23 protein-coding genes, 1 pseudogene and 1 riboswitch are annotated in these 22,006 nt (G+C 52.0%); of the genes and pseudogenes, 7 read left to right on the forward strand and 17 right to left on the reverse strand.

What is annotated here, in order from left to right; genetic code table 11:
* Positions 1-226 precede the first annotated feature (226 nt).
* Together kduD and JG725_RS02210 are read right to left on the reverse strand one after the other, a co-directional pair.
* Positions 227-988 (reverse strand): 2-dehydro-3-deoxy-D-gluconate 5-dehydrogenase KduD, encoded by a 762-nt coding sequence (gene kduD, locus JG725_RS02205; protein WP_199376377.1) that lies wholly within the window; start codon positions 986-988, stop codon positions 227-229.
* An 81-nt stretch (positions 989-1,069) separates the two neighbouring features.
* Positions 1,070-1,216 (reverse strand): annotated as a pseudogene (locus JG725_RS02210) (5-keto-4-deoxyuronate isomerase); the annotation flags it as partial.
* Positions 1,217-1,546: 330 nt separating this feature from the next.
* On the opposite strand from JG725_RS02210, the gene JG725_RS02215 reads away from it, so the two are divergent.
* Positions 1,547-1,879 (forward strand): cupin domain-containing protein, encoded by a 333-nt coding sequence (locus JG725_RS02215; RefSeq protein WP_199376379.1) that lies wholly within the window; start codon positions 1,547-1,549, stop codon positions 1,877-1,879.
* An 82-nt stretch (positions 1,880-1,961) separates the two neighbouring features.
* Here the strand turns inward: JG725_RS02215 and hxpB are convergent, their stop codons facing one another.
* A complete protein-coding gene (gene hxpB, locus JG725_RS02220; protein ID WP_172287802.1) occupies positions 1,962-2,627 on the reverse strand; it encodes a hexitol phosphatase HxpB in 666 nt (221 codons plus the stop codon).
* Positions 2,628-2,807: 180 nt separating this feature from the next.
* Here hxpB and JG725_RS02225 point away from each other — a divergent pair, with 180 nt between their 5' ends.
* On the forward strand, positions 2,808-3,356 hold the full coding sequence (locus tag JG725_RS02225; RefSeq protein ID WP_172287801.1) for a YniB family protein: 549 nt from the start codon (positions 2,808-2,810) through the stop codon (positions 3,354-3,356).
* A 63-nt stretch (positions 3,357-3,419) separates the two neighbouring features.
* On the opposite strand, the gene JG725_RS02230 is transcribed toward JG725_RS02225, so the two are convergent.
* From JG725_RS02230 to JG725_RS02250, 5 genes are all read right to left on the reverse strand, one after another.
* Positions 3,420-4,280: a fructosamine kinase family protein gene (locus JG725_RS02230; protein ID WP_172287799.1), complete on the reverse strand. Its 861-nt coding sequence runs from the start codon at positions 4,278-4,280 to the stop codon at positions 3,420-3,422.
* 402 nt (positions 4,281-4,682) lie between these two features.
* A complete protein-coding gene (locus tag JG725_RS02235) occupies positions 4,683-5,549 on the reverse strand; it encodes a metal ABC transporter permease (RefSeq protein ID WP_172287798.1) in 867 nt (288 codons plus the stop codon).
* Positions 5,546-6,409, reverse strand: a complete 864-nt coding sequence (locus tag JG725_RS02240) for a metal ABC transporter permease (RefSeq protein WP_172287796.1) — start codon at positions 6,407-6,409, stop codon at positions 5,546-5,548. The genes JG725_RS02235 and JG725_RS02240 overlap by 4 nt, the downstream gene beginning before the upstream one ends.
* Positions 6,406-7,308 (reverse strand): manganese/iron ABC transporter ATP-binding protein, encoded by a 903-nt coding sequence (locus JG725_RS02245; protein WP_172287795.1) that lies wholly within the window; start codon positions 7,306-7,308, stop codon positions 6,406-6,408. The genes JG725_RS02240 and JG725_RS02245 overlap by 4 nt, the downstream gene beginning before the upstream one ends.
* A complete protein-coding gene (locus JG725_RS02250; protein ID WP_304502320.1) occupies positions 7,305-8,216 on the reverse strand; it encodes a metal ABC transporter substrate-binding protein in 912 nt (303 codons plus the stop codon). The genes JG725_RS02245 and JG725_RS02250 overlap by 4 nt, the downstream gene beginning before the upstream one ends.
* Positions 8,217-9,006: 790 nt before the next feature.
* On the opposite strand from JG725_RS02250, the gene JG725_RS02255 reads away from it, so the two are divergent.
* The 3 genes from JG725_RS02255 (at position 9,007) to rlmA (ending at position 10,824) form a co-directional block, all read left to right on the forward strand.
* A complete protein-coding gene (locus JG725_RS02255; RefSeq protein WP_172287793.1) occupies positions 9,007-9,123 on the forward strand; it encodes a DUF2627 domain-containing protein in 117 nt (38 codons plus the stop codon).
* A 39-nt stretch (positions 9,124-9,162) separates the two neighbouring features.
* Complete coding sequence (cspE, locus tag JG725_RS02260) at positions 9,163-9,372, forward strand: transcription antiterminator/RNA stability regulator CspE (protein WP_005968829.1); 210 nt, start codon at positions 9,163-9,165, stop codon at positions 9,370-9,372.
* Between the two features lie 609 nt (positions 9,373-9,981).
* Entirely contained in the window at positions 9,982-10,824 is an 843-nt protein-coding gene (gene rlmA, locus JG725_RS02265; protein WP_199376381.1) for a 23S rRNA (guanine(745)-N(1))-methyltransferase, read from the forward strand.
* Positions 10,825-10,893: 69 nt separating this feature from the next.
* Here rlmA and mntP read toward each other — a convergent pair whose 3' ends face one another.
* The 5 genes from mntP to manX all read right to left on the reverse strand — a co-directional run bounded on the left by mntP (position 10,894) and on the right by manX (position 15,295).
* Entirely contained in the window at positions 10,894-11,466 is a 573-nt protein-coding gene (mntP, locus tag JG725_RS02270) for a manganese efflux pump MntP (RefSeq protein WP_172288766.1), read from the reverse strand.
* 6 nt (positions 11,467-11,472) lie between these two features.
* A riboswitch (yybP-ykoY riboswitch) is annotated at positions 11,473-11,671 on the reverse strand.
* Positions 11,672-11,867: 196 nt separating this feature from the next.
* Entirely contained in the window at positions 11,868-12,326 is a 459-nt protein-coding gene (locus tag JG725_RS02275) for a DUF986 family protein (protein ID WP_199376383.1), read from the reverse strand.
* 152 nt (positions 12,327-12,478) lie between these two features.
* Positions 12,479-13,327, reverse strand: a complete 849-nt coding sequence (locus JG725_RS02280; protein WP_172287788.1) for a PTS mannose transporter subunit IID — start codon at positions 13,325-13,327, stop codon at positions 12,479-12,481.
* Between the two features lie 14 nt (positions 13,328-13,341).
* A complete protein-coding gene (locus JG725_RS02285) occupies positions 13,342-14,139 on the reverse strand; it encodes a PTS mannose/fructose/sorbose transporter subunit IIC (RefSeq protein WP_172287787.1) in 798 nt (265 codons plus the stop codon).
* Between the two features lie 187 nt (positions 14,140-14,326).
* A complete protein-coding gene (manX, locus tag JG725_RS02290) occupies positions 14,327-15,295 on the reverse strand; it encodes a PTS mannose transporter subunit IIAB (protein ID WP_199376385.1) in 969 nt (322 codons plus the stop codon).
* A 603-nt stretch (positions 15,296-15,898) separates the two neighbouring features.
* Here manX and JG725_RS02295 point away from each other — a divergent pair.
* Positions 15,899-17,449, forward strand: a complete 1,551-nt coding sequence (locus JG725_RS02295; protein ID WP_172287784.1) for a TerC family protein — start codon at positions 15,899-15,901, stop codon at positions 17,447-17,449.
* A gap of 67 nt (positions 17,450-17,516) precedes the next feature.
* Here the strand turns inward: JG725_RS02295 and sdaA are convergent, their stop codons facing one another.
* From sdaA to pabB, 3 genes are all read right to left on the reverse strand, one after another.
* Positions 17,517-18,881 (reverse strand): L-serine ammonia-lyase, encoded by a 1,365-nt coding sequence (gene sdaA / locus JG725_RS02300; RefSeq protein ID WP_199376387.1) that lies wholly within the window; start codon positions 18,879-18,881, stop codon positions 17,517-17,519.
* A gap of 228 nt (positions 18,882-19,109) precedes the next feature.
* Positions 19,110-19,727 carry a CoA pyrophosphatase gene (locus tag JG725_RS02305; RefSeq protein WP_330528650.1) on the reverse strand — a complete coding sequence of 206 codons (618 nt, stop codon included), beginning with the start codon at positions 19,725-19,727 and terminating at the stop codon, positions 19,110-19,112.
* A complete protein-coding gene (gene pabB, locus JG725_RS02310) occupies positions 19,708-21,138 on the reverse strand; it encodes an aminodeoxychorismate synthase component 1 (RefSeq protein WP_199376391.1) in 1,431 nt (476 codons plus the stop codon). The genes JG725_RS02305 and pabB overlap by 20 nt, the downstream gene beginning before the upstream one ends.
* 160 nt (positions 21,139-21,298) lie before the next feature.
* On the opposite strand from pabB, the gene JG725_RS02315 reads away from it, so the two are divergent.
* Entirely contained in the window at positions 21,299-21,538 is a 240-nt protein-coding gene (locus JG725_RS02315) for a YoaH family protein (protein ID WP_172287778.1), read from the forward strand.
* A 22-nt stretch (positions 21,539-21,560) separates the two neighbouring features.
* Here the strand turns inward: JG725_RS02315 and JG725_RS02320 are convergent, their stop codons facing one another.
* Complete coding sequence (locus JG725_RS02320; RefSeq protein WP_172287776.1) at positions 21,561-21,905, reverse strand: RidA family protein; 345 nt, start codon at positions 21,903-21,905, stop codon at positions 21,561-21,563.
* Positions 21,906-22,006: the final 101 nt, after the last annotated feature.

The raw sequence follows: 22,006 nt of genomic DNA on the forward strand, positions 1-22,006 counted from the left end.
TGTTTTGATTGATTATATTGCGCGAGTCGCCTTGCCGTCATTCACGCAATCGCGAAAGTGTGATCAAAGTCGGAACGTTGTTTTTAAATTTTTTAAAAACGCATTTTAGAGAAGAGGGATAAAATAGAAGTAAAAATAACTTTTTGAAAAATAAATAAAAAAGCACAATCAATATTGTGCCTTTTAACAGGGGGTTATAGCGTAATGGTTACTGCGAAAGCCTGTACTAGCGAGCCAGCCACCCGCCGTCAACGGCGATAGTATAGCCATTGATATAATCAGACGCGCCGGAAGCCAGGAATACGGCGGGGCCCATCAAATCCTGCGGTAATCCCCAACGGCCTGCCGGGATGCGATCCAGAATTTCTTTGCTGCGCTCTTCATCCGCGCGTAGCTGCTGGGTATTGTTGGTTGCCATATATCCCGGGGCCAGCGCATTGACATTGATGCGGTGCTTGGCCCACTCGTTCGCCAGCAAACGGGTAACGCCCATCACGGCGCTTTTTGAGGCGGTGTAAGAAGGAACGCGGATCCCCCCCTGGAAAGACAGCATCGATGCGATATTGATAATTTTACCGCCACTGCCTTGCTTGATGAACTGACGGGCGACCGCCTGAGACATAAAGAACACGCTCTTAATATTCAGGTTCATCACATCGTCCCAGTTCTTTTCACTGAACTCGATGGCGTCTTCACGGCGAATGATGCCGGCGTTGTTGACCAGAATGTCAACTTTGCCGAATTCGGCAACGGCTTTTTCCACCAGTTCCGCGTGGCTGTTGATGTTGCTCATATCCGCGGTCAGGCTTAGGAAACGGCGGCCCAGCGCGGTGACTTTCTCGATAGTGTCTTTCGGTTCGACAATGTTGACGCCGACAATATCACAGCCGGCTTGCGCCAGGCCGATAGCCATACCCTGTCCTAACCCTGTATCACAGCCTGTGATAAGAGCAATTTTACCCTGTAAATCAAAAGAATTTAAAATCATAGCGTTAATCTCTCTATAAGCGACAATAATTCGTCGTTAGCTGTTACTGTAGGGAACACCGGTTATTCCGGCTGAAAGCGATTAACGTAACTCGCTAACCTTGACGTGATCCCTGTCACCGAAAACCGGACCCTCGCCAACCATGCCCCAGATAAAGGTGCAGCGTCTGGTGCCCACACCGGAATGGATCGAGCAGATCGGTAACAACACCGCCTGCTCGTTTTTAACTTTTCGCCTCTCTTTCAGACATCAACAAAACAACAATGACGCTTTAGCGCTTTGGAGAAAGTACCGGGCGGAACAAATGAGGCTGCGTGGCAGTGACAACGTCACTTGAACGTCAATTGCCCGGCTCTTTCTTGTTAAGCAGGATAATAGTTTGATTGGGATGCGAATTCAATAAAAATGAAATTATGTTTTATTTATTTCTTGAGGGGCGTCATGATTTTGCTTATTTTAGGTTTCATCTGGCGCTGATGTCACTAAGATGGCGGTAGTCACCGTGACACGCTCATCTTTGTTCGATACCGATGAGTAATAGAAATATAAGGGGAAATGATGAGAAGGTATTTTATTGACGACGAAACGCCGTGGGAAGCGCTCGGCGGCGGGATCAAGCGTAAGATCATGACCTGGAGTGATGAGCTGATGATGGTCTGCGTGCATTTTGACAAAGGCGCCATCGGGACGGCTCACAAGCATGATATTCACGATCAGATTGCCTATGTCGCCGCCGGCAGTTTTGAAGTGGTGATTGAAGGTGAAAAACGCGTCCTGAAAACCGGTGATGCCTATATGGCGGTAAAGGACGAAATGCACGGCGTGGTTGCGCTGGAAGACGGCAGTATATTGATTGACACGTTTTCACCGAAACGCGACGATTTCCTTTAAATCGCCTGGCGGTTGGCCGGTTTTTTTCCGGCCAATGCTACCGCGTTTTTCCAGCAGCGTTTCAGGCTTTCCTCGGTTTTATTTACGAAATATGCGCTGCCTCAAGCTGTTGCAACGAGCTAAGCTTGCGATCGGCCAAAGCCCAGCGCGGATCCTGGCTGAATTCCGCCTGGGGTACGACAATGGAACGCATTCGGGCCGCTTTGGTCGCAATCATGCCGTTCACCGAATCTTCCAGCGTGACGCACCGTAAAGGCGAGACGCCCAACTGTTCGGCCGCATTCAAATAGACTTGCGGATGCGGCTTGCTATAGGGCAGATTTTCGGCCGAAGCCAGCGCGTCAAAATAGTGTTCCAGATTGAACATACGCAACACCTGTTGCTGCATCATCAACGGCGACGCCGAGGCCAGGCCGATTTTGCGATTTTGCTCGCGACTGAGTTGCAAAGCATGTTCGACACCAGGCAGTAAAGGGCGGCGCTCGGCGACTAGGGCAATCGCCCGTTCAATAATACGGCCGACAACCACTTCCCGGCTGGGGGTCTTCCAGGGCGCAAGCTGATACCAGAGATCAACCACCATATCAATGCGTAATCCCAGCGTATCCTGCATGGATTGCCGCAGCGAAGTATCGATCCCCAGTGAGGCGATGACCTCAAGTTCGGCCATATCCCATAATGGTTCAGAATCGATCAGCAGGCCGTCCATATCAAAAATTACCGCGCGAATTGAGGGGGCAGAGGTCATGCGAGTGGCTCCGTAATACATAGGTTATTGTAACGGCTTATTATAAGCTAAACGGTTGCTTATAAAGCCAGTCGAGCGCTGATGCGTTGACTGATGATAAACTTAAAGTTTTAGGTATACACTTGTTATACGCAACATCGTGTTGCGTATAACAACAGTGCGTCACTCAAAGGGGAACTCATGACGTATCAACAGGCCGGTCGCTTAGCGGTGGTTAAACGTATCGCGGGATGGATCATTTTTATTCCGGCTTTGCTGTCCACGATTATTTCGCTGGCAAATTATCTTTATGCCTATACGCAGAAAAAGCAGGGAATTGATGCGGTGCTGCTGGATTTCCTGCATCTGATGATCGATATGGTGCGGTTTAATACGCCGTTCCTGAATATTTTCTGGTACAACTCGCCGGTTCCTGATTTCTCGCGTTTTTTTATCGCCGCCAGCCTGATGTTCTGGCTGATATACATTCTGATTTTTGTCGGCCTGGCGCTACAGGTTTCCGGCGCCCGCATGTCCCGGCAGGTAAAGGCGATTCGTGAAGGCATTGAGGATCAACTGATCCTGGAAAAAGCGAAAGGCAACGAAAGCAGCACCCGCGAGAAGCTGGAAGGGCGCGTCGTGGTGCCGCGTCACACCATTTTTCTGCAATTCTTCCCGCTCTATATTTTGCCGGTGATGATTGCCGGAGTGGGGTATATGGCGCTGCGGTTATTAGGCTTGCTGGCCTAGTTCGACGTTCCGGCGCCGGTAGGCGCCGGAATCGCATGATTGCCGTACAACCGCTGCGAGGGGTCAGGAATAGAGCTGTTGCTCTATCGCTTGCTGAGCTTCGACAATGTGCTTGCCGCCGAACAGGTTGGCGCGGTTGAGCAGGTAGTAAATCTGATAGACCGGTTGCCGTTCGATAAAGCTTTTATCCAGCGGCCAGATGTTTTGGTAGCCGTCGTAAATTTGCGGCGGCAACGCCGGGTAGAGGGGCAGCATCGCCAAATCGCACTCTCTGTCTCCCCAATAACATGCCGGATCGAACAGATAACAGCCATTATCGCTGTTGGCGCAATTATCCGGCCACAGGTCGCCATGCAGTAACGACGGCTGCGGCTGATGGCCGGCTAACCGTTGTTCCACGCGCGCAATCAGGCTATCAACCTCACCGAAATGCATGCCTTTTTCCGCAGCCAGTTGTAATTGCCAGCCAATACGCTGTTCGGCAAAAAAAGACGACCAGCGCCGCTGCCAACAGTTGGGCTGAACCGTGGTCGACAGATCGTTATCAAAATCCAGGCCGAACTGCGGCTGATCGCTCCATTGATGCAAGCGCGCTAATTGCTCGCCAAGACACCAGGCGCTGTGGGCATCCAGCGGTTTTACCGGCAGGAACTGCAACAGCAGAAAGCTGTTATCACGGGAGCTGCCGACGCCGTATACCTCGGGCACGTTGACGGTAGCGCTACGCGCCAGCAGGGCGAGTTGATCGGCTTCCGCGGTGAACTTCGGCAGCATTTCGCGCAGGTCGCATTTGACGAAAACCTCATGCTCGCCATAACGAATATACCAGGCTGGGTGCATCTCTCCGCCCGACAGTTCCCGGCGTTCCTGAATTTCAGCAGCACCGAGATGTTCTTCCAAAAGCCGGCTGATAGCTTGCCACATAAGATCATTCTCCCGTTGATGTTGCCCGATACCCGTTTGTGCGATTGGGTCATGCCGTTACGGTAATCTATTGAACTTTATAAAAACTGAATCTACAGCACAGTGATGACGATTGATGCAATGGTGAAAGGATGTCCGCAGAAAAGTATAGACGCTGTTGCAAATAACACGGCGGACGGAAAGCGAAACCGGCGGAGAATCGCCGGTGAGTTTGCTGACAAAGTCCGGTGAGCGGTAATGATGGATGGATCGTAAAGACGCTGCAAGTACATCCTTGTAAGCTCGAACCGCGCCATCCCTGGCGCGGACGCTTTACTCTTCCATTCCATTATTACCGTTCAATAAAGGGTAATAGGTTAGTCAACGGTCTGACCGACGGAGAACCGCCGGTTTCAGAGAGGATCAGCGCGGTACGGTGTTTACCGCGGCCTGATTGGCCGGCTGGCGATGAAGCTTCAACTGGTGATAACTCAGCGCCACGGCGAAGAACAACGCCTGGACGATAACGATACAGGGGCCGGTCGCGCCATCGATGTAGAAACTGATCATCGTGCCGGCGACACAGGATAGGATGGAAACCAGCGTCGCCACGAGCAGCATAAGGTCGAAACGCTTGCAGAGCATAAACGCAATGATACCCGGGGCGATAAGCATGGCGATGACCAGAATGACGCCGACGGCCTGCAATGACGCGACGATGGTTAACGCCAGCAGGCAGAGCAAGCCGTAATGCAGCAGCTTGACGGGCAACCCGATAACGCGCGCGTGATTGGGATCGAAGCAGTAGAGCATGAAATCCCGGCGCTTGAGCAGGATCACCGCCAGCGTAATTCCCGCGATAATCAGTATCTGCGTCAGTTCCTGCGAGGTGATCCCCAGTACATTACCGAACAGAATATGATTAAGGTGTTGGTCGGTATCGATACGGGCAAACAGCACCAGCCCCAGCGCGAACATGCCTGAAAAGATGATCCCCATCACGGTGTCTTCTTTAACCCGACTATGCTCTTTGACATAACCGGTGGCGACCGCACAGAAAACGCCGGAAATAAACGCGCCAATCACTAGAGGGATCCCCAGCAGAAAGGCAACCACGATACCGGGTAAAACGGCGTGTGAAATCGCATCTCCCATCAATGACCAGCCTTTCAGCACCAGATAGCACGACAATACCGCGCACACTGTCCCGGTCACCACCGCGGCGATAAGCGCCCGCTGCATAAACGGGTAGGATAACGGCTCTGCTATCCAACTCAGTATCAGGCTCATAGCGCATCTCCCGTTTGCTCGCGCCGGCTTAAGCGACGCGAGGCGAGCAATCCGTGTTTGGGCGCAAACAGAAACGCCAGCAGGAACACCACCGTCTGCAACGTGACGATGACGCCTCCGGTGGCGCCATCCAGGAAAAAGCTCAGGTAGGCGCCCACCGCGCTGGTGATTGCGCCAAGCGCGATAGCGATCAGCACCAAACGGCCGAATCGATCGGTGAGCAGATAGGCCGTCGCGCCGGGAGTAATCACCATCGCAATGACCAGGATCGCCCCGACGGTTTGCAACGCTGCGACGGTACAGGCGCTAAGCAGGGTAAAAAACAGAATTTTCAGCTTCAGCGGCGACAGGCCGATAGACCGGGCATGGTTTTCATCAAAGAACACCGCAAGCAGGTCTTTCCATATCAGGCACAGAATAATAAAGGTAATACCGATAATGATCTCAACCTGAAGCACGTCTTCATCGGCGATACCCAGGATATTGCCGAAGATAATGGACTGAACGTTAACCGACGTGGGATTGAGTGAAATAATCAGCAGCCCGACGGCGAAAAAGGTTGAAAAAATAAACCCGATAATCGCATCTTCGCGCAATCGGGTGATGTGCCGGATCAGGGTCATGGCCAGCGCGGCCAGCATCCCGGTAAAAAAAGCGCCGGCGGCATACGGCAGACCTAATGCATAGGCGCCGGCGACACCGGGAACGACGGAATGCGATAACGCATCGCCCATCAATGACCAGCCTTTAAGCATCAGATAGGCGGAGAGAAAGGCGCAAACGCCGCCTACTATGGCGCTGACCCAGATAGCTTTCACCATATAGTTATAGCTAAAGGGCTGTAGCAACAGTTCGATCATTGGTGTTCTTTCTCCTCCGGAGCGATGGCGCGTGAAGCGGGAGGATCGCTTTTGGTTGAGCCGTAAAAAACGGCGGGGCGCTCATCATCGGTCAGCACCGTTACCGTTCGGGCATCATCATCATCGTGAAGGTGCGGGCCGCCAAGGTTAATGTGACGCAGAACGCCGCCAAAGGTCTTTTCCAGATTGCTCTGGGTAAACGTACTGTGCGTCGGCCCTGAGGCCAACACGGTACGATTCACCAAAATAACGTTATCGCAGAACTCGGGGACGCTGCCGAGATTATGCGTCGCAACCAGAATCAGATGTCCCTCGTTACGTAATGTGCGCAGCAGGTCGATAATCGCGTTTTCTGTTTTCACATCCACGCCGGTAAAGGGTTCGTCCAGTAGCAGCACGCTGCCCTGTTGCGCCAGCGCGCGCGCCAGAAAAACCCGTTTTTTCTGGCCGCCGGATAATTCGCCTATCTGCCGTTGATGTAGCGCCGAAAGACCGACGCGTTCCAGTGATTCGGCAACGATGGCGCGATCCTGCTGACTGGGAATACGCAGAAAATTCATTTTCCCGTATCGTCCCATCATCACCACATCGGAGACCAGCACCGGAAAGTTCCAGTCCACATCCTCGGTTTGTGGAACATAAGCGACCAGATTCTGTTTCAAAGCCTGAACAATGGGTTTTTTGTTCAACAGAACTTGCCCGGCGGTGGGTTTCACCAGACCCATAATGCTTTTGAATAGGGTGGATTTCCCGCTGCCGTTGACTCCGACCAGCGCGCAAATCGTGCCGCCGTTCAATGCGAAAGAGGCATGACGAATCGCCTGATGTCCGTTGCCGTAGGTTACGGAGACATCGTTGACTTCTAATGATTGCGTAGCTGTAGCACTCTCACTGCTCATTGATCAAATCCTTTGGCGATGGTTTCTACGGTGACTTGTAAAAGGTCAATGTAGGTCGGAACCGGGCCTTTTTCGTTTGACAGAGAATCGACATAGAGTACGCCGCCATAGTTGGCGCCAGTCTCTTTACTGACCTGCTTTGCCGGCTTGTCTGAAATGGTGCTTTCACTGAACACCACCGGGATTTTTTGCTGCCGGACGACATCAATCACGCGACGCACCTGCTGAGGCGATCCCTGTTCATCGGCGTTGATCGGCCACAAATAGACTTCCTTGAACTGGTAGTCCTTTGCCAGATAGCTGAATGCGCCTTCGCTGGTAACCAGCCAGCGCTGCTGTTCAGGAATACGGGACAACCGCTCACGCAACGGCGAATCGATGGATTGGATTTTTTCCGCATAGGCTTTGGCGTTGCGGTTATAGGTTTCCGCGTTCGCCGGGTCATACTTCACCAGTCCGGCCCGGATATTTTCAATATAGACCAGCGCATTGGAAGGCGACATCCAGGCGTGCGGATTCGGGTTGCCGTTATAGGCGCCTTCACGGATGGGAAGCGGCGTAATGCCTTCGGTCACCACCACGGCGGGAACATCTTTGACATTCTCAAAAAAACGCTCAAACCAGCGTTCCAGATTCATGCCGTTCCATAATATCAACTGGGCCGATTGCGCTTTAACAATGTCGCGCGGCGTCGGTTGGTAGTCATGAATTTCGGCCCCCGGCTTGGTAATGGATTCGACAATGGCGGCGTCTCCCGCAATGTTTTGCGCCATGTCTTGAATGATGGTGAATGTCGTGACGACTTTAAGCTTTTCCGCCGCCTGGACGCTGCAAACGGACATAATCAGGACGCTCGACAGCGCAATACGTCGCAAAAGAGGAGGTAACTGGGCCAGAACAACATTCATACGAACATCCTTAACAAGTCGGGAAATGGTTTTTGAGAATAATTATCAATATCATTTAAGTCAAGAGAGCGATGGATATTGATGGCGTGTTGAACGACTCGGCGGGTGATGAACTGTGTGCACATGAGCATGAAACTCATAATGCTCCTTCGATAACAAAAATATTGATATAATTTAATAAATCGTACGTAACGTTGCAACGTAAGTCTAACCCTAACGCGCATATCCGCACTGTTTATGCGCAATAAGCCCAGATTACCCGATACGCTGAACAATTGAGCTAATAAAATCACCGAGTCTGCCGATAAAACACAAAACATAGGGTTTTAGTCTACATTTTGTGTCGGGAGGAAGCACAGGAATATGAGTTCAAAATCAGAAAGACGTTGGAAGCTGATAAGTTGTATTTTACTTATTTTATTAGTTCCATTGTTTATTGTTATGTTATCGCTGGACTAATCAAAAAAAGTAAGAAAAGTTATAGAAAAAGTGACATTTCTTACTTGTTGATTTAAAGCGCGGTCCATAAAAGGCAAAAATGGTATTTGATAGTTATTTTTTATCTAAGCCTCGGCGATTTACCACTTTTGCCTTTTTCATTTCCACATTGTCCTCATTTCAGGGCGACATGTTCCTTATCCGGGACAGTGATTTAGCGCGTCATTGCGTATTTATAAGTCATCAATACGCCTAATCTGTGCAGCTCGTCCACGACTGAAAAAAAATGGCTTGCCATTGATTAAAGAGTGTGTAATAACGCACTTGGGTAAAACGAGGTACAGTTCTGTATATGAATGGCATTTTCAGTAAAGAAGATATGAGTACAAACGTTAGCGTTGAATACCGCTTCTCTGCCGATCCTTATCTTAGTGCCTCAAGCAGTAACGACTTTGGTTTGTCTGTATAACGCCTCTGGCGGTTTAAACAATTAAAGGAAATATCTGAAATGGCAAAGATTAAAGGTCAGGTTAAGTGGTTCAATGAGTCTAAAGGCTTTGGTTTCATCACTCCGGCTGACGGAAGCAAAGATGTATTCGTACATTTCTCTGCAATTCAAGGCAACGGCTTTAAAACTCTGGCTGAAGGCCAGAACGTAGAGTTCGAAATTCAAGACGGTCAGAAAGGTCCGTCTGCCGTCAACGTTACTGCGCTGTAATTACCGCACACGTTGCAAAACCCGCCATGGTGCGGGTTTTTTGTTGCCTGATTTTTATCGACGCAACACTTATGACGCAAATATATACACTAAATAATTCGAGTTGCAGCAAGGCGGCGACACCGCGACAAATTCGTCGGGAACGAATTTGACCAGCCAACGGCTGGCCTGCGGTGAGAGACCGGATGTCTCTCATTCATCCCCGGGAGCTTACGCCCGTGAGCGATCGGGGTGAGCGACAAATCTGCCTGGGGCTGATTTCAGTCCATTGACAAAGCCCGTTATTAGGGAGAGCGTGGCGAGGGGCCGTAGCGGCGTAAGCCGCCGACAAATTTGTCAGGAGCAAATTTGAACAGCATTTATGCTGGCCCGCAGGGTGGGACACAAGGATGTGTCCCATAATGGCCCCTCGGTACGGTAGGCCCGGGTATCTCGGGCTTACAGACGATTTTGTTAGCAATCTCAAATCTGCCTGAGGCAGATTTGAACGCTGCTTGCAGCGGCCCCAACGGGGCGAGGCCCATAGAGGGCCGAGTAATAAAGCCAACGCGCCTGCAACTTGAAGTATGACGGGTATAAAGAATATTTTTTAGCAGGGAATACGTGCTGATGTTTTATCAATGCCCGCTATGCCGGCAACCCTTACGCCGGATAGCGCAGCAGTGGTCGTGCGGTCGTCACAGTTTCGACTGTGCGAAAGAAGGTTATGTGAACTTGTTGCCGGTGCAATTTAAACGTTCAAAACAGCCGGGCGACAGCGCCGAGATGATGCAGGCGCGCCGACGTTTTCTGGAGGCGGGACATTATCAGCCATTGCGTGAATATGTTACGCAGCGCATTAATGAGGCATTGCCGCATGATGCGGCCGCGCTGCTGGATATCGGCTGCGGGGAAGGGTATTACACGGCGGCGCTGGCTGACGCGCTTAAATCAAGCCGGGCAATAACCGTCTATGGACTGGATGTGTCAAAAGCCGCTATCCAACGTGCGGCAAAACGTTATCCGCAGGTCGACTACTGTGTCGCATCAAGCCAACGACTGCCGTTCAACGACGGCTCGCTGGATGCCATATTGAAGATTTATGCGCCCTGCAATGAGGCTGAACTACAGCGCACGGTCAAAGGCGGCGGCTGGGTTATTACCGTATCGCCGGGGCCGCGGCATCTTTACCAGCTAAAAGCCGAAGTCTATGACCAGGTACGGTTGCATCCCATCAGAGACGAAACGCTTGCGGGGTTTCAGTTGATCGAACAGCAACCCCTGGCCTATCCGATGCAATTATCGGGGCAGGAGAGCGCCGCCTTGTTGCAGATGACGCCGTTCGCCTGGCGCGCCACGCCGGAGGTCAGCCAAAAGCTGTTGGCAATGAGGCAATTTAGCTGCGAGACGGATTTTATTATCCGGCTGCATCAGCGTATTGACGATGCCGGCCCCGCCGGGGAGCCGGCATAAACTGCGATAGCGTAAAACGTGCGGGGCGGGAAGCCCTGCACCGATGAGACCTCAGTGCAGGCGCGGGCGTCAGGCTAAATAGCCAAGATGTTCGTAAAGAATATTGCAGCCGATGGCAATCAGCACGATGCCACCCGCTATCTCCGCTTTTTTGCCGAGGATCGGGCCAATATAGCGGCCAATCATCATGCCTAACGTCACCATAATCATGGTGGCGCAGCCAATAACCATCGCCGTGTGGAAAATATTAACTTGTAAAAATGCCAGTCCCACGCCAAGGGTCATGGCATCAAGGCTGGTTGCCACTGCGGTGCAGACCAACAGAGCCAGACTGTGTTTCTTGATTTTTTCGCAGTGACAGGTCTTGGCCGTTTTACAGCCTCCGATGATCATGCGCCCGCCGAGAATCACCAACAGCATGAAAGCAACCCAGTGATCCCATTCAATAATGAACTGACTGGCAAAAAAACCGAGCGACCAGCCAATTAACGGTGTGATGGCTTCAACGATACCAAAAATCAGACCGGTACGAATGGCATCCCGGAATCGGGGTTTGTGCAGTACGGCGCCTTTACCAATTGATGCGGCGAATGCATCCATCGACATGCCAAAAGCCAGGATAAGTGTTGCTGATAGGTTCATTGTAATAGCCTCGGCTGGGTGGTTCTCCATATCCACGTAGATCATCCCCAACCAGATGATGATCGCCGTGTCTATGGTCTCGCCTGCCAATCGGCCGCCCGCACCACGTTTTAAATATCCTTAATACGGATATAAAACGAGTATGTTGATACGAGCATTTCTAATATTAAATATCAGAAACCGGCTACTCCCCAATGACGGCGCAACCTTAGCATATTATTTAGGGGTGAAACAACAATAAAAAATCTAAGTGTTAATAATGCAATTGATAATTATTTTCATTTAAATAAAGATAGGGATAAATGCATAAAATAACGTCAGATAGAATAAGGATTAAATACCACAAATAAGTTAATGGTATGTTTAATAATATTAAAAATTTACGATAATTTTACTATATCCTATTGATTTTCAATCATAAAATTATATATTCTTTCCAAATCATCAAGTTGCTCGACATGAATTAATAATCGCCGCCGCTCCAGATCGATGACCAAAACCCCATCCTCAGATAAATTCATATTTTTAATACGGTTATAAGGAATAAATATATTGGCATAAAAGAACCCTGCTGATTTAAACAGCAACTTGGGGCGGCGAATATAGGCAAGATAGATCGCCATTAATGCCAGGGAAAGTAAGAGCCAGGTCGTCATTATCGCGCCATTATTCATGATATTTTGATAAATAAGAATGGCGACTAAACCAATAAAAATGAGCGCGTCCAGTCGGTTTGCACGCCTTAACAAGACGCGGAGCCGCGTCTTTCCCTTCAGCCTATCCATGATGAATTCGTCATAGATGGCATAAATCAGCGCCAGTGCAATCGACACAACCAGGGCGATATCCGTAACCGTCATGGGTAACTCCATTTGTAAGTATGAGGAACAGCGAGTGTTAATCTGAATGGTGTTTTAAGCCGGAATATCGCGCCGGACAAGAGGGTATTCCAGACTTGAGTTGTGTTTCGGCCGCGTAAGGCCGGAGGTGAAAACCTCCGGCAAGGTACGCATTATAAACCAAGCAGGCCGATCCAATAACCGAAGATCCCGATGGCAAAGAATCCCATGATGAGCCACAAGGCGTTGACTTTACGCCTCAGCAGCCACATACAGCCGAAAGTCAGCAACAGCGGGATCAACCCCGGCATCAACTGGTCGAGAATCGACTGGACGGTAGTCACCGTGGTTTCACCGTTTTGATTGGTGATCCTCGATACCACCAAAGGCACATTAACGTGCGTCCACTTATTGACCAGCGCCCCCATGACAAATAGGCCGAGAATCGATGCCCCCTCGGTCATCTTTTGCAGGAAGCCGCCACCCATATCATTAACGATATCAACCCCTTTACGGTAGCCGTAAGCCACGCCATAGTAGCGAACCAACAGACGCACCAGGTTGAACAGCACGAAAAAGAGTATCGGCCCCAGCAGGCTGCCGCTCATCGCAATCCCCGCGCCGAGCGCGGCAAAAACTGGGCGCGCGGTGCCCCAGAATATCGGGTCGCCTACGCCGGCCAGCGGCCCCATCAGGCCCACTTTCAGGCCGTTGATCGCACCGTCGTCAATCGGCGCGCCATTGGCGCGTTGCTCCTCCATGGCCATCGTCACGCCCAGAATCGGGGCCGCGACAAACGGTTGGGTGTTGAAAAACTCCAGATGGCGCTTAATCGCCTGTTTGCGTTCTTCCGAATTTTCGGGGTAAAGACGGCGGATCACCGGCACCATGGAAAAACAGAAACCGAGCGCCTGCATACGTTCGAAGTTCCATGACCCCTGGAACAGGTTGGAGCGAATAAACACCCCGCGAATATCACCGGCCGTGAGTTTCTTTACATCAGTTGTAGTTGTGTCAACCATTTCTCTCACCCCTATTAGTCCAGTTCATTATCAAGATCGTTGCTACCCGCCGCTACAGGCTGACCCTGCGTCTTGTTGTATTTCGGGCTGAGCTGGATATACAGCACGGCCATGACAACGCCAATCACACCCAGCGCCACCAGGTTGAAATCGGTGAATGCGGCAGTAACGAAACCGAGATAGAAGAAAGGCATCAGGTAGCCCGCGCGCATCATGTTGATGACCATCGCATAACCGACCACCACAATCATGCCCCCGGCGATATTCAGGCCGTTGGTGACGACGTCCGGGATTGAATTCAGCATGGCATGAACGGCATCAGTACCGACGGAAATCGCAACGATAACGGCAGGAATGGCAATACGCATCGCCTGAAGCAGCAGGGCTGAGACATGCAGCCAACTGATGGCGCTTAAATTACCGCGTTCCGCCGCGCTGTCGGCGGCATGCTGGAAGGCAACGGTAATGGTTCGGACAATAATCGTCAGTACCTGCCCGGCGGCGGCCAGCGGGATCGCCAGGGCAATCCCGGCGCCGACGCTTTGTCCGCCGGCAATAACCAGGATGGTTGAGATAATGGAAGCCAGCGCTGCATCGGGGGCGACCGCCGCACCAATGTTCATCCAGCCGAGTGCGATCATCTCCAGCGTACCGCCGATAATGATCCCGGTTTGCAAATCGCCTAATACCGCCCCGATGAGCGTACAGGCGACCAGTGGGCGGTGGAATTGAAATTCATCAAGAATCGATCCCATCCCCGAGACACAAGCGACAAGAAATATCAGCACAATTTGAAGTGTGGTGATTTCCATTGTACTTCTCCTATGAAAGCGTTTCTGAGTATCCCCGTCATTTTTCACGTTGCTGCGTCGGCTGCTTTCGTTCGTCCCGTTCGCTTATTTTGCGCAAGCTTCAGGGATTCGCCCGATTACCGCCTGGCGGCAATTTGAAATTTTAAGGGTATAAAATAAATCGTTACGCCGCGTTATTTATTGGGTGTTAACGAGCCATCTTATTAATTAAGTCCATCATTTTGAGTTTGGTATCGCTGGAAACTTTTCTGACCTCCAATTCAATTCCGCGTTTATCCAACTCTTTGAACGCGGCAATATCTTTTTCATCAATAGAGACCGCATTATTGACCTGCGTCTTTCCTTGACGGAATGCCATGCCCCCAATATTAACGGAGGTTATTTTTACGCCATTTTCAACCAGATGTAATACATCGGTCGGGTTGGTAAATAACAACATAACGCGATCGGATGCATATTTCGGGTTGTTATAAACCCGAATGGCTTTCTCGACATCGACTACATGCGCCGTAACCCCGGGAGGGGCGACCTGGGTCAGAAGGGTTTTGCGGACATGATCGGCCGCGACGTCATCGCTGATGACGATAATGCGCGTGACATTGGTTTCCTTTGTCCAACGGGTGGCGACCTGACCGTGAATTAAGCGATCATCGATACGCGCCAGACCTATTTTCATATGTTCGCCGGTTCCGGAAGCCGGAGCGGCGGCGGGCGCCTTGGGGGATGCCGGAGCAGGGGAGACGGCCGCTTTCGGTTTCTCCTGCGTTTTCAGCGCCTTTACGCCGTCCCGGCCGGCTTCAAGGGCGATCGCCACCAAATCGGCGAATGCCGGATTGTCGTCTCGCGCCATAAACGTTTCCGCCAGCATGGGGATATTTACCCCGGCGATAACTTCATGGTTTTCTTTATCCGTTACCATGCGGCTGGCCGCGTTAAACGGGCTTCCTCCCCAGGTATCGACTAAAAACAATACGCCAAGCGACGTATCTAACCGGGCCAGCTCCTGCTGATATTTTTCCATTAATGTTTCAGCGTTCTCACCGGGGACAAAATCAACCCAGGCGACGTTGCTTTGTTCGCCAAGGATCATTTCAGCCGTTTTTAGCAGCGGCCCCGCAGTGGCTCCGTGAGTGCATAACATTATCGCAATACTCACTTGCTACCTCCTCATTATTCACCATCAAATTGCATGTGTAATACGTCAGGAAACAGGATTAACGTTCAGATACTGAAAGTTAACCGCAGTGTTATCAGTATGGTCGTAAGAATCTAACTTGGTTATCCAATAGGTAAAAAACGTTAAAATTCATTCGACATTCAATGAATCGGGTCAGGCAATCAAACGTGAAACGACGATTTGACGGATTTATTTTACTCATCGAAAAAATAAATAGTGTGATGCGGCTCCACCTTTGATCGGTAAAAAGTTTGATCTGTTACTCAAATGTGGAGTAAACAATAGAAATGTTGCATACGGTTAGTTGATGCTGAGCGTAAGAAAATCTTTGTGAAAAATGGGGGCAACCTGTTAGAGTAATCTTCCCTTAAATTGCTTAGGAGCACCGGGCATCCGCCCTTCCCATGGACTGTCACCGACAAAACGTTCTCTGTTTACCCGCTAACGCTGGTGGTTTTCTGTACTCAGTTGGTCGTTCCCATCTTCATCTGAGGCACCCTGATTCAAACCCACTCTTTTTATTACCCTTCAATGCAATTAACGCATTGATGTCATTTGCTCGTTCATTTTTCGGAGTCTGACATGGAATTTTTGCTGGATCCTTCAATCTGGGCAGGCCTATTGACGCTGGTGGTACTTGAAATTGTTCTGGGCATCGACAATTTGGTCTTTATTGCCATTTTGGCGGATAAGCTGCCGCCCAAACAGCGCGATAAAGCCCGTATTATCGGTTTATCGCTGGCTCTGTTAATGCGTTTGGGGCTGTTGTCTCTGATTTCCTGGATGGTCACGCTGACTCGTCCGCTGTTTCACATTGCTGATTTTAGCTTCTCAGGACGCGATCTTATTCTGCTGTTCGGGGGGCTGTTTTTGCTGTTCAAAGCCACGATGGAACTCCACGAACGGCTGGAGAATAAATCGCATGATGAGCACGGCAATCGCGCGCACGCCAGCTTTTGGGCGGTAGTGGCGCAGATTGTGGTGCTGGATGCGGTCTTCTCGCTGGATGCCGTTATTACGGCGGTGGGAATGGTTAACCATCTTGGCGTGATGATGACCGCGGTCATTATCGCCATGGGTGTAATGCTGTTGGCGTCTAAACCGCTGACCAATTTCGTCAACGCCCATCCGACGGTGGTGGTGCTGTGCCTCAGCTTCCTGCTGATGATTGGTTTAAGTCTGGTGGCGGAAGGTTTCGGCTTCCATATTCCCAAAGGTTATCTGTATGCGGCGATTGGTTTCTCGATCCTGATCGAAATGTTTAACCAGATTGCCCGACATAACTTTATGAAACATCAGTCGCGACGCCCTCTGCGCGAGCGAACCGCGGAGGCGATTTTGCGTTTGATGGGCACCAGAAAAACCACCGACGATGTGGACGATGAACCGAAGAAAGTCATGACCGAAACCTTTGCTGAAGAGGAACGCTATATGATCAGCGGGGTTCTGACATTGGCGTCGCGTTCTTTACGCAGTGTCATGACGCCGAGAACGGAAATTTCCTGGGTGGACAGTGAGCGTTCCATTGACGAAATTCGCTTGCAACTGCTGGATACCCCCCACAGTCTATTTCCTGTCTGCCGGGGTTCGCTGGATGAACTCATTGGCGTCGTCCGCGCCAAGGATTTGCTGGTCGCGCTGGAAGATCACACCGATGTAGAGAGCTTTGCCGCCGCGAACCCGCCCATCGTGGTGCCGGAAACGCTGGATGTGATCAATTTACTGCCGGTGCTGCGTCGGGCCAAAGGGAGCCTGGTTATGGTAAGCAACGAGTTCGGTGTCGTGCAGGGGCTGGTGACGCCGCTTGACGTACTGGAAGCCATTGCCGGTGAATTCCCGGATGAGGATGAAACGCTGGAGATTGTGGCGGACGGCGACGGTTGGCTGGTTAAAGGCGGCACGGATTTGCACTCATTGCAGCAGGTCGTCGACAGCAGCGATCTGGTCAGCCCGAAAGAGGATTATGCCTCTCTGGCGGGAATGCTGCTGGCACACAGCGATGAGTTTCCGCAGGTGGGCGATGTGATTGAAATCCACCGGTTGCGCTTCCAAATCATGGAGGTGTCGGAGTACCGCATTGAGCTGGTCAGGGTGGAAAAAATCACCGAGCCGGTTGATGAGGAAGAAGAGTAAGCGTCATAAAACAGCCCCGAACTCTACGGGGCTGGTTTCCGCCGCGATGTTTCTCACATAGCGTAAATCAGTCGCACTGAACCTTAATCGCCAGCCCGCCGCGCGACGTTTCGCGGTATTTGGCGTTCATATCCTTACCGGTTTCGTACATGGTTTCGATCACCTTATCCAACGATACCCGCGGTTCGCTGGTGCGGCGCATCGCCATTCGTGCGGCGTTGATCGCCTTTACCGAGGCGATGGCGTTGCGTTCAATGCACGGAACCTGCACCTGACCGGCAACCGGATCGCAGGTTAAGCCCAGATTGTGCTCCATGCCAATTTCCGCGGCGACGCAGACCTGCTCCGGACTGGCGCCCATTAATTCCGCCAGCCCGGCGGCCGCCATTGAGCAGGCGACGCCCACTTCTCCCTGACAACCCACTTCCGCGCCGGAAATGGAGGCATTCATTTTGTACAGAATCCCCACTGCGCCGGCGGCGAGAAAATAGCGGATATAGATGCCCGGCCCCACCGGTTCGATGAAATGGTCGTAATAAGCGAGGACGGCCGGCACGATGCCGCAGGCGCCGTTGGTCGGCGCGGTAACGACGCGTCCGCCGGCGGCATTCTCTTCATTTACCGCCAGGGCAAACATATTGACCCAGTCGACGACATTCATCGGATCGTTTGACAGTTTGTCGGAGGCGACCAGCATGCGGCGCAAGGCTGAAGCACGGCGGGGAACCCGCAGAGGGCCGGGTAAAACGCCTTCGGTATTGACGCCGCGATCGATACAGGCGCGCATGGTTTGCCAGACGGCGGCGAAGTAATCTTCGATATCCTGACGGCTATGCAAAGCCAGTTCGTTACGCATTACCATGCCGGAGAGTGATAGGCCGCTTTGTTTGCAGTGCGCCAGTATTTCTTTCGCTGAATGAAAGTTATAGGGCACCGAGACTTCATTTAACACGCTGTTGCCGAAGTTTTCCTCATCGACGATAAACCCGCCGCCGATGGAATAGTAGGTCTTGCGGTAACGCTCTTTGCTGCCGGCAAACGCGGTGATGGTCATACCATTTTCATGCAACGGCAGGTTTTCGCTGCGGAACACCATACCGCCTTCACGCGGGAAATCGACTTCATGCCGCCCATCCGCCAGTAACAGGCGTTCGCGCTGCTCAACGTCGCGGATAAAACTCGGAATGGCATCAATGTCGACGGTGTCCGGCATGTTGCCTGCCAGCCCCATGATGATGGCGATATCGGTGTGATGTCCTTTTCCGGTCAGCGACAGCGAACCGTAAACATCAACCGCGATCCGCGTGGTGGCGTCCAGTAAATGCCGGCTTATTAGCTCATCGACAAATTGCTTACCGGCTTTCATCGGTCCTACCGTATGAGAGCTAGAGGGGCCAATACCGATTTTAAACATGTCGAAAACGCTTATCACACAAAACCCCTTAAAAAGCGCACGTTAATCCGCTGGTTAGAATAAAATTCTCAAAATTGCGCTATTGTAGTGTGGAATATGTTGTGTGGCTTTCTTTTTCGCATGAAATAAACTTATGCCAGTTCACAACAGAACTTATTCCAGAAAGGCTGGGTGGGGTAATTAATCACCATTATAACCCTGTAAATAGCAGGGATAATTGGCGATGGAAAAGAAGTGGGGGCAATATCAGGGCGCGCTGGAAACATGCAGCGCAAGCTGGCGAATGATCGATGCCGTCAATCCCCAGACAAATTGCTGCCGATACCAGGAAAGGTAAACCCGATGGGGCCGCTGCCGTCGCTCGATATCAACGGGGTAATAGCGCGTCAGCGCCAATGCCTCTTCAAGCGGCATTTCAAACAGCTCGGCCACTTCGTGTTCATTAGGATAAAAATGCGTCCGGGCGGCAATAAGACCAATAACGGGCGTGACCTGAAACCCGCTGATGCTGTCTACCGGCGGCAACACGCCCAGCACCCGCACATTCTGCGGCGGAATGGCGACTTCTTCCTGCGCTTCGCGCAAAGCCGTCGCGATCAATGAGCGGTCATCACTATCGGCCGCGCCGCCGGGGAAAGCGACTTGTCCGGCGTGTTTTCTGAGGTTGGAGGCCCGTCGGGTGAGCAGCAGGGTCGGCGTAGGGCGGCAGACAATCGGCACCAACACCGCGGCATGGCGCGGCTGGCGGGCGACAGACGCGGGCGGCGGCGTTTGCAGTTGAAAGCGGGTAATAAACTCGGCCAAATTAAAAGGCGCAGCCGAGCGTAGCGCCGGCGCGCTGGTCTCAATCACGGAATGTGTCACGGGTATTAACCTGAGCATCTGGTTGACGATCCAATTCATCCTGCTGATTCGATGCATTCAGCAACGGCAAGATACGGCCTACTTTATCAAATGTTTCCTGATATTCCGCCTGTTCCTGACTGTCGGCAACAATTCCGCCGCCGGCCCAGCAGTATATTTTCCCCTGTTCGGTTAATAAGGTACGAATGGTGATGCTGGTGTCCATGGTGCCGCAAACGCTAAGGTAGCCGATACTGCCGCAATAGGCATTACGCCGGTGCGGCTCCAGCTCTTCAATAATCTGCATCGCCCGGATTTTGGGCGCGCCGGTAATGGAACCGCCGGGGAAGCAGGCCCGCAGCAGCGTCGTCGCGCGGCAGGTCTCGGGAAGCCGCGCCACGATGGTGCTGACCAGATGGTGCACCGCCGGAAAAGGCTCAACGGCAAACAGTTGCGGTACGCTGACGCTGCCGGGCGCCGCGACCCGGCCAATATCATTACGCAGTAAATCGACAATCATCAGGTTTTCCGCCCGATCTTTTTCCGACCGGGCCAGCCGCTCGGCCTGTCTGGCATCCGCCGCCGGGTCCGCCAGCCGCGGCAGCGTGCCTTTAATCGGCCGCGTCTGAATGCGTTGATTCTCCAGCCACAGAAAACGTTCCGGAGACAGACTGATCACCGTATTTTCGGGCAGACGCAGAAAAGCGGAGAACGGCGCTTTGTTGTCGGATGACAGGCGTAAAAAAGCCAGCCACTCATCGCCCTGATACTCGGCGACAAAGCGTTGCGCCAGATTGACCTGATAACAATCTCCCGACAGCAGATAATCCTGTATTCGGCGAAATTTTTCGCCGTACGCTTCGCGTGACAGATTGGCGCGCCACGGCCCGGTGAGCTGAAAATCCGCCTGACGATCATAGACCGGCGGGTTCGCTAACCAGTCGAGCCGATGCTGAAGGTGGCGATGTACGATCAGCGTTAATGTCTGGCGCTGATGATCGGCAATTAACGCCCAGTCATAAAGACCGATGGCCATATCCGGCAGGTCGATGTCCTGCGCGGACTGTGTCGGCAACGTTTCAATGCGGCGGCCGAGATCGTAACCGAACAGACCGAGCGCGCCGCCCTGAAAGGGGAAATCAGGGTGCGGGTCGGCGGCGATCCCCAGACTTTCAATTTGCTGTTGTAACAGTGAAAAGGGATCGTCGGCGGAGACCAGCCTGCCATCGTCACGAATAATGTCCGTTTGCCCGCCGCGCGTGCAGATCGTCACTCTGGGGTCGGCCACCATAATATCAAAACGATTATGGGAATGTTCGGCAAAACCGGAATGCAGCAACATGGCCCACGGTTGTTGCGAAAACGGCGCGAAAAGCGTCAGCAATGCATCCGGCTGATAGGGCAGCGCGTGATAGACAGGGGATGAGGACATGGTATTTTCGTATAATCTCATGCTTTGCAGGTGGACGTCGGTTTCTGTGGTGAGCCCGGGGATTTTCCCGGTGGGCTAGCGTACCACAAACCGGAAGTTCTGGTGTATGGCTGAGATAGCGTGCGATGATACGCCCCGATTCAACCACCAGGAGTTTATCATGATTGCAGGTATGCCGGCATTGACGCATGAGCAGCAGCAGGAAGCCGTAGAGCGTATTCAGGCGCTGATGTCGCAGGGAATGAGCAGCGGTCAGGCTATCGCGACGGTGGCGGCCGAGATTCGTGAAACGCATAAAGGTGACAGGGTCACTGCTATGTTTGATGATGAAGAAACCAATGAAAACGATGAGGATGAGACGCGCTCTTTTGACGACGGCGAAGAAGAGGAAGAGCACTGACGGCTATTCCTCCGCTATCGCTTTATACGGCGGCAATCGCTTTTATTTCAATTTTATATTTCGGATTCATCAGCTTGGCCTGTACGGTGCAACGCACCGGCGCGCTGCCTGACACGACCCAGCTATCCCAGACGGCATTCATCGCCGCAAAATCTTCGGCGTCGGCCAGAAAAATGGTGACGTCCAACAGACGGCTTTTATCCGTTCCCGCCCGTTGCAGCACGGCATCCAGCGCCGCCAGGGCATTTTCGGTCTGGGCGCGGGCGTCGTCATCCAGATTATCCGGCACGCTGGTGTGATACAGCGTGTTGTTGTGAATAACAGCATCGGACCAGCGGGCTTCAGCATCGATTCTGGTAATTGGCATAAGCGTGTTGTCTCTTCATCGTTGGTGAATAACGGCGTCAAGCCTAACATAATCTTTTACGCCGCTTTCATTTGCGCGGATAAAAAGTCCGTCTGATTTAG

Origin of the sequence: Brenneria sp. L3-3C-1 (assembly GCF_016456245.1) — a bacterium.
GTDB lineage: Bacteria > Pseudomonadota > Gammaproteobacteria > Enterobacterales > Enterobacteriaceae > Brenneria.

Bases quoted from the DNA above. Each gene is read 5' to 3' on its own strand.
- kduD (WP_199376377.1), bottom strand. From the start codon at position 988: ATGATTTTAAATTCTTTTGATTTACAGGGTAAAATTGCTCTTATCACA.
- JG725_RS02215 (WP_199376379.1), top strand. From the start codon at position 1,547: ATGAGAAGGTATTTTATTGACGACGAAACGCCGTGGGAAGCGCTCGGC.
- hxpB (WP_172287802.1), bottom strand. From the start codon at position 2,627: ATGACCTCTGCCCCCTCAATTCGCGCGGTAATTTTTGATATGGACGGC.
- JG725_RS02225 (WP_172287801.1), top strand. From the start codon at position 2,808: ATGACGTATCAACAGGCCGGTCGCTTAGCGGTGGTTAAACGTATCGCG.
- JG725_RS02230 (WP_172287799.1), bottom strand. From the start codon at position 4,280: ATGTGGCAAGCTATCAGCCGGCTTTTGGAAGAACATCTCGGTGCTGCT.
- JG725_RS02235 (WP_172287798.1), bottom strand. From the start codon at position 5,549: ATGAGCCTGATACTGAGTTGGATAGCAGAGCCGTTATCCTACCCGTTT.
- JG725_RS02240 (WP_172287796.1), bottom strand. From the start codon at position 6,409: ATGATCGAACTGTTGCTACAGCCCTTTAGCTATAACTATATGGTGAAA.
- JG725_RS02245 (WP_172287795.1), bottom strand. From the start codon at position 7,308: ATGAGCAGTGAGAGTGCTACAGCTACGCAATCATTAGAAGTCAACGAT.
- JG725_RS02250 (WP_304502320.1), bottom strand. From the start codon at position 8,216: ATGAATGTTGTTCTGGCCCAGTTACCTCCTCTTTTGCGACGTATTGCG.
- JG725_RS02255 (WP_172287793.1), top strand. From the start codon at position 9,007: ATGAATGGCATTTTCAGTAAAGAAGATATGAGTACAAACGTTAGCGTT.
- cspE (WP_005968829.1), top strand. From the start codon at position 9,163: ATGGCAAAGATTAAAGGTCAGGTTAAGTGGTTCAATGAGTCTAAAGGC.
- rlmA (WP_199376381.1), top strand. From the start codon at position 9,982: ATGTTTTATCAATGCCCGCTATGCCGGCAACCCTTACGCCGGATAGCG.
- mntP (WP_172288766.1), bottom strand. From the start codon at position 11,466: ATGAACCTATCAGCAACACTTATCCTGGCTTTTGGCATGTCGATGGAT.
- JG725_RS02275 (WP_199376383.1), bottom strand. From the start codon at position 12,326: ATGACGGTTACGGATATCGCCCTGGTTGTGTCGATTGCACTGGCGCTG.
- JG725_RS02280 (WP_172287788.1), bottom strand. From the start codon at position 13,327: ATGGTTGACACAACTACAACTGATGTAAAGAAACTCACGGCCGGTGAT.
- JG725_RS02285 (WP_172287787.1), bottom strand. From the start codon at position 14,139: ATGGAAATCACCACACTTCAAATTGTGCTGATATTTCTTGTCGCTTGT.
- JG725_RS02295 (WP_172287784.1), top strand. From the start codon at position 15,899: ATGGAATTTTTGCTGGATCCTTCAATCTGGGCAGGCCTATTGACGCTG.
- pabB (WP_199376391.1), bottom strand. From the start codon at position 21,138: ATGTCCTCATCCCCTGTCTATCACGCGCTGCCCTATCAGCCGGATGCA.
- JG725_RS02315 (WP_172287778.1), top strand. From the start codon at position 21,299: ATGATTGCAGGTATGCCGGCATTGACGCATGAGCAGCAGCAGGAAGCC.
- JG725_RS02320 (WP_172287776.1), bottom strand. From the start codon at position 21,905: ATGCCAATTACCAGAATCGATGCTGAAGCCCGCTGGTCCGATGCTGTT.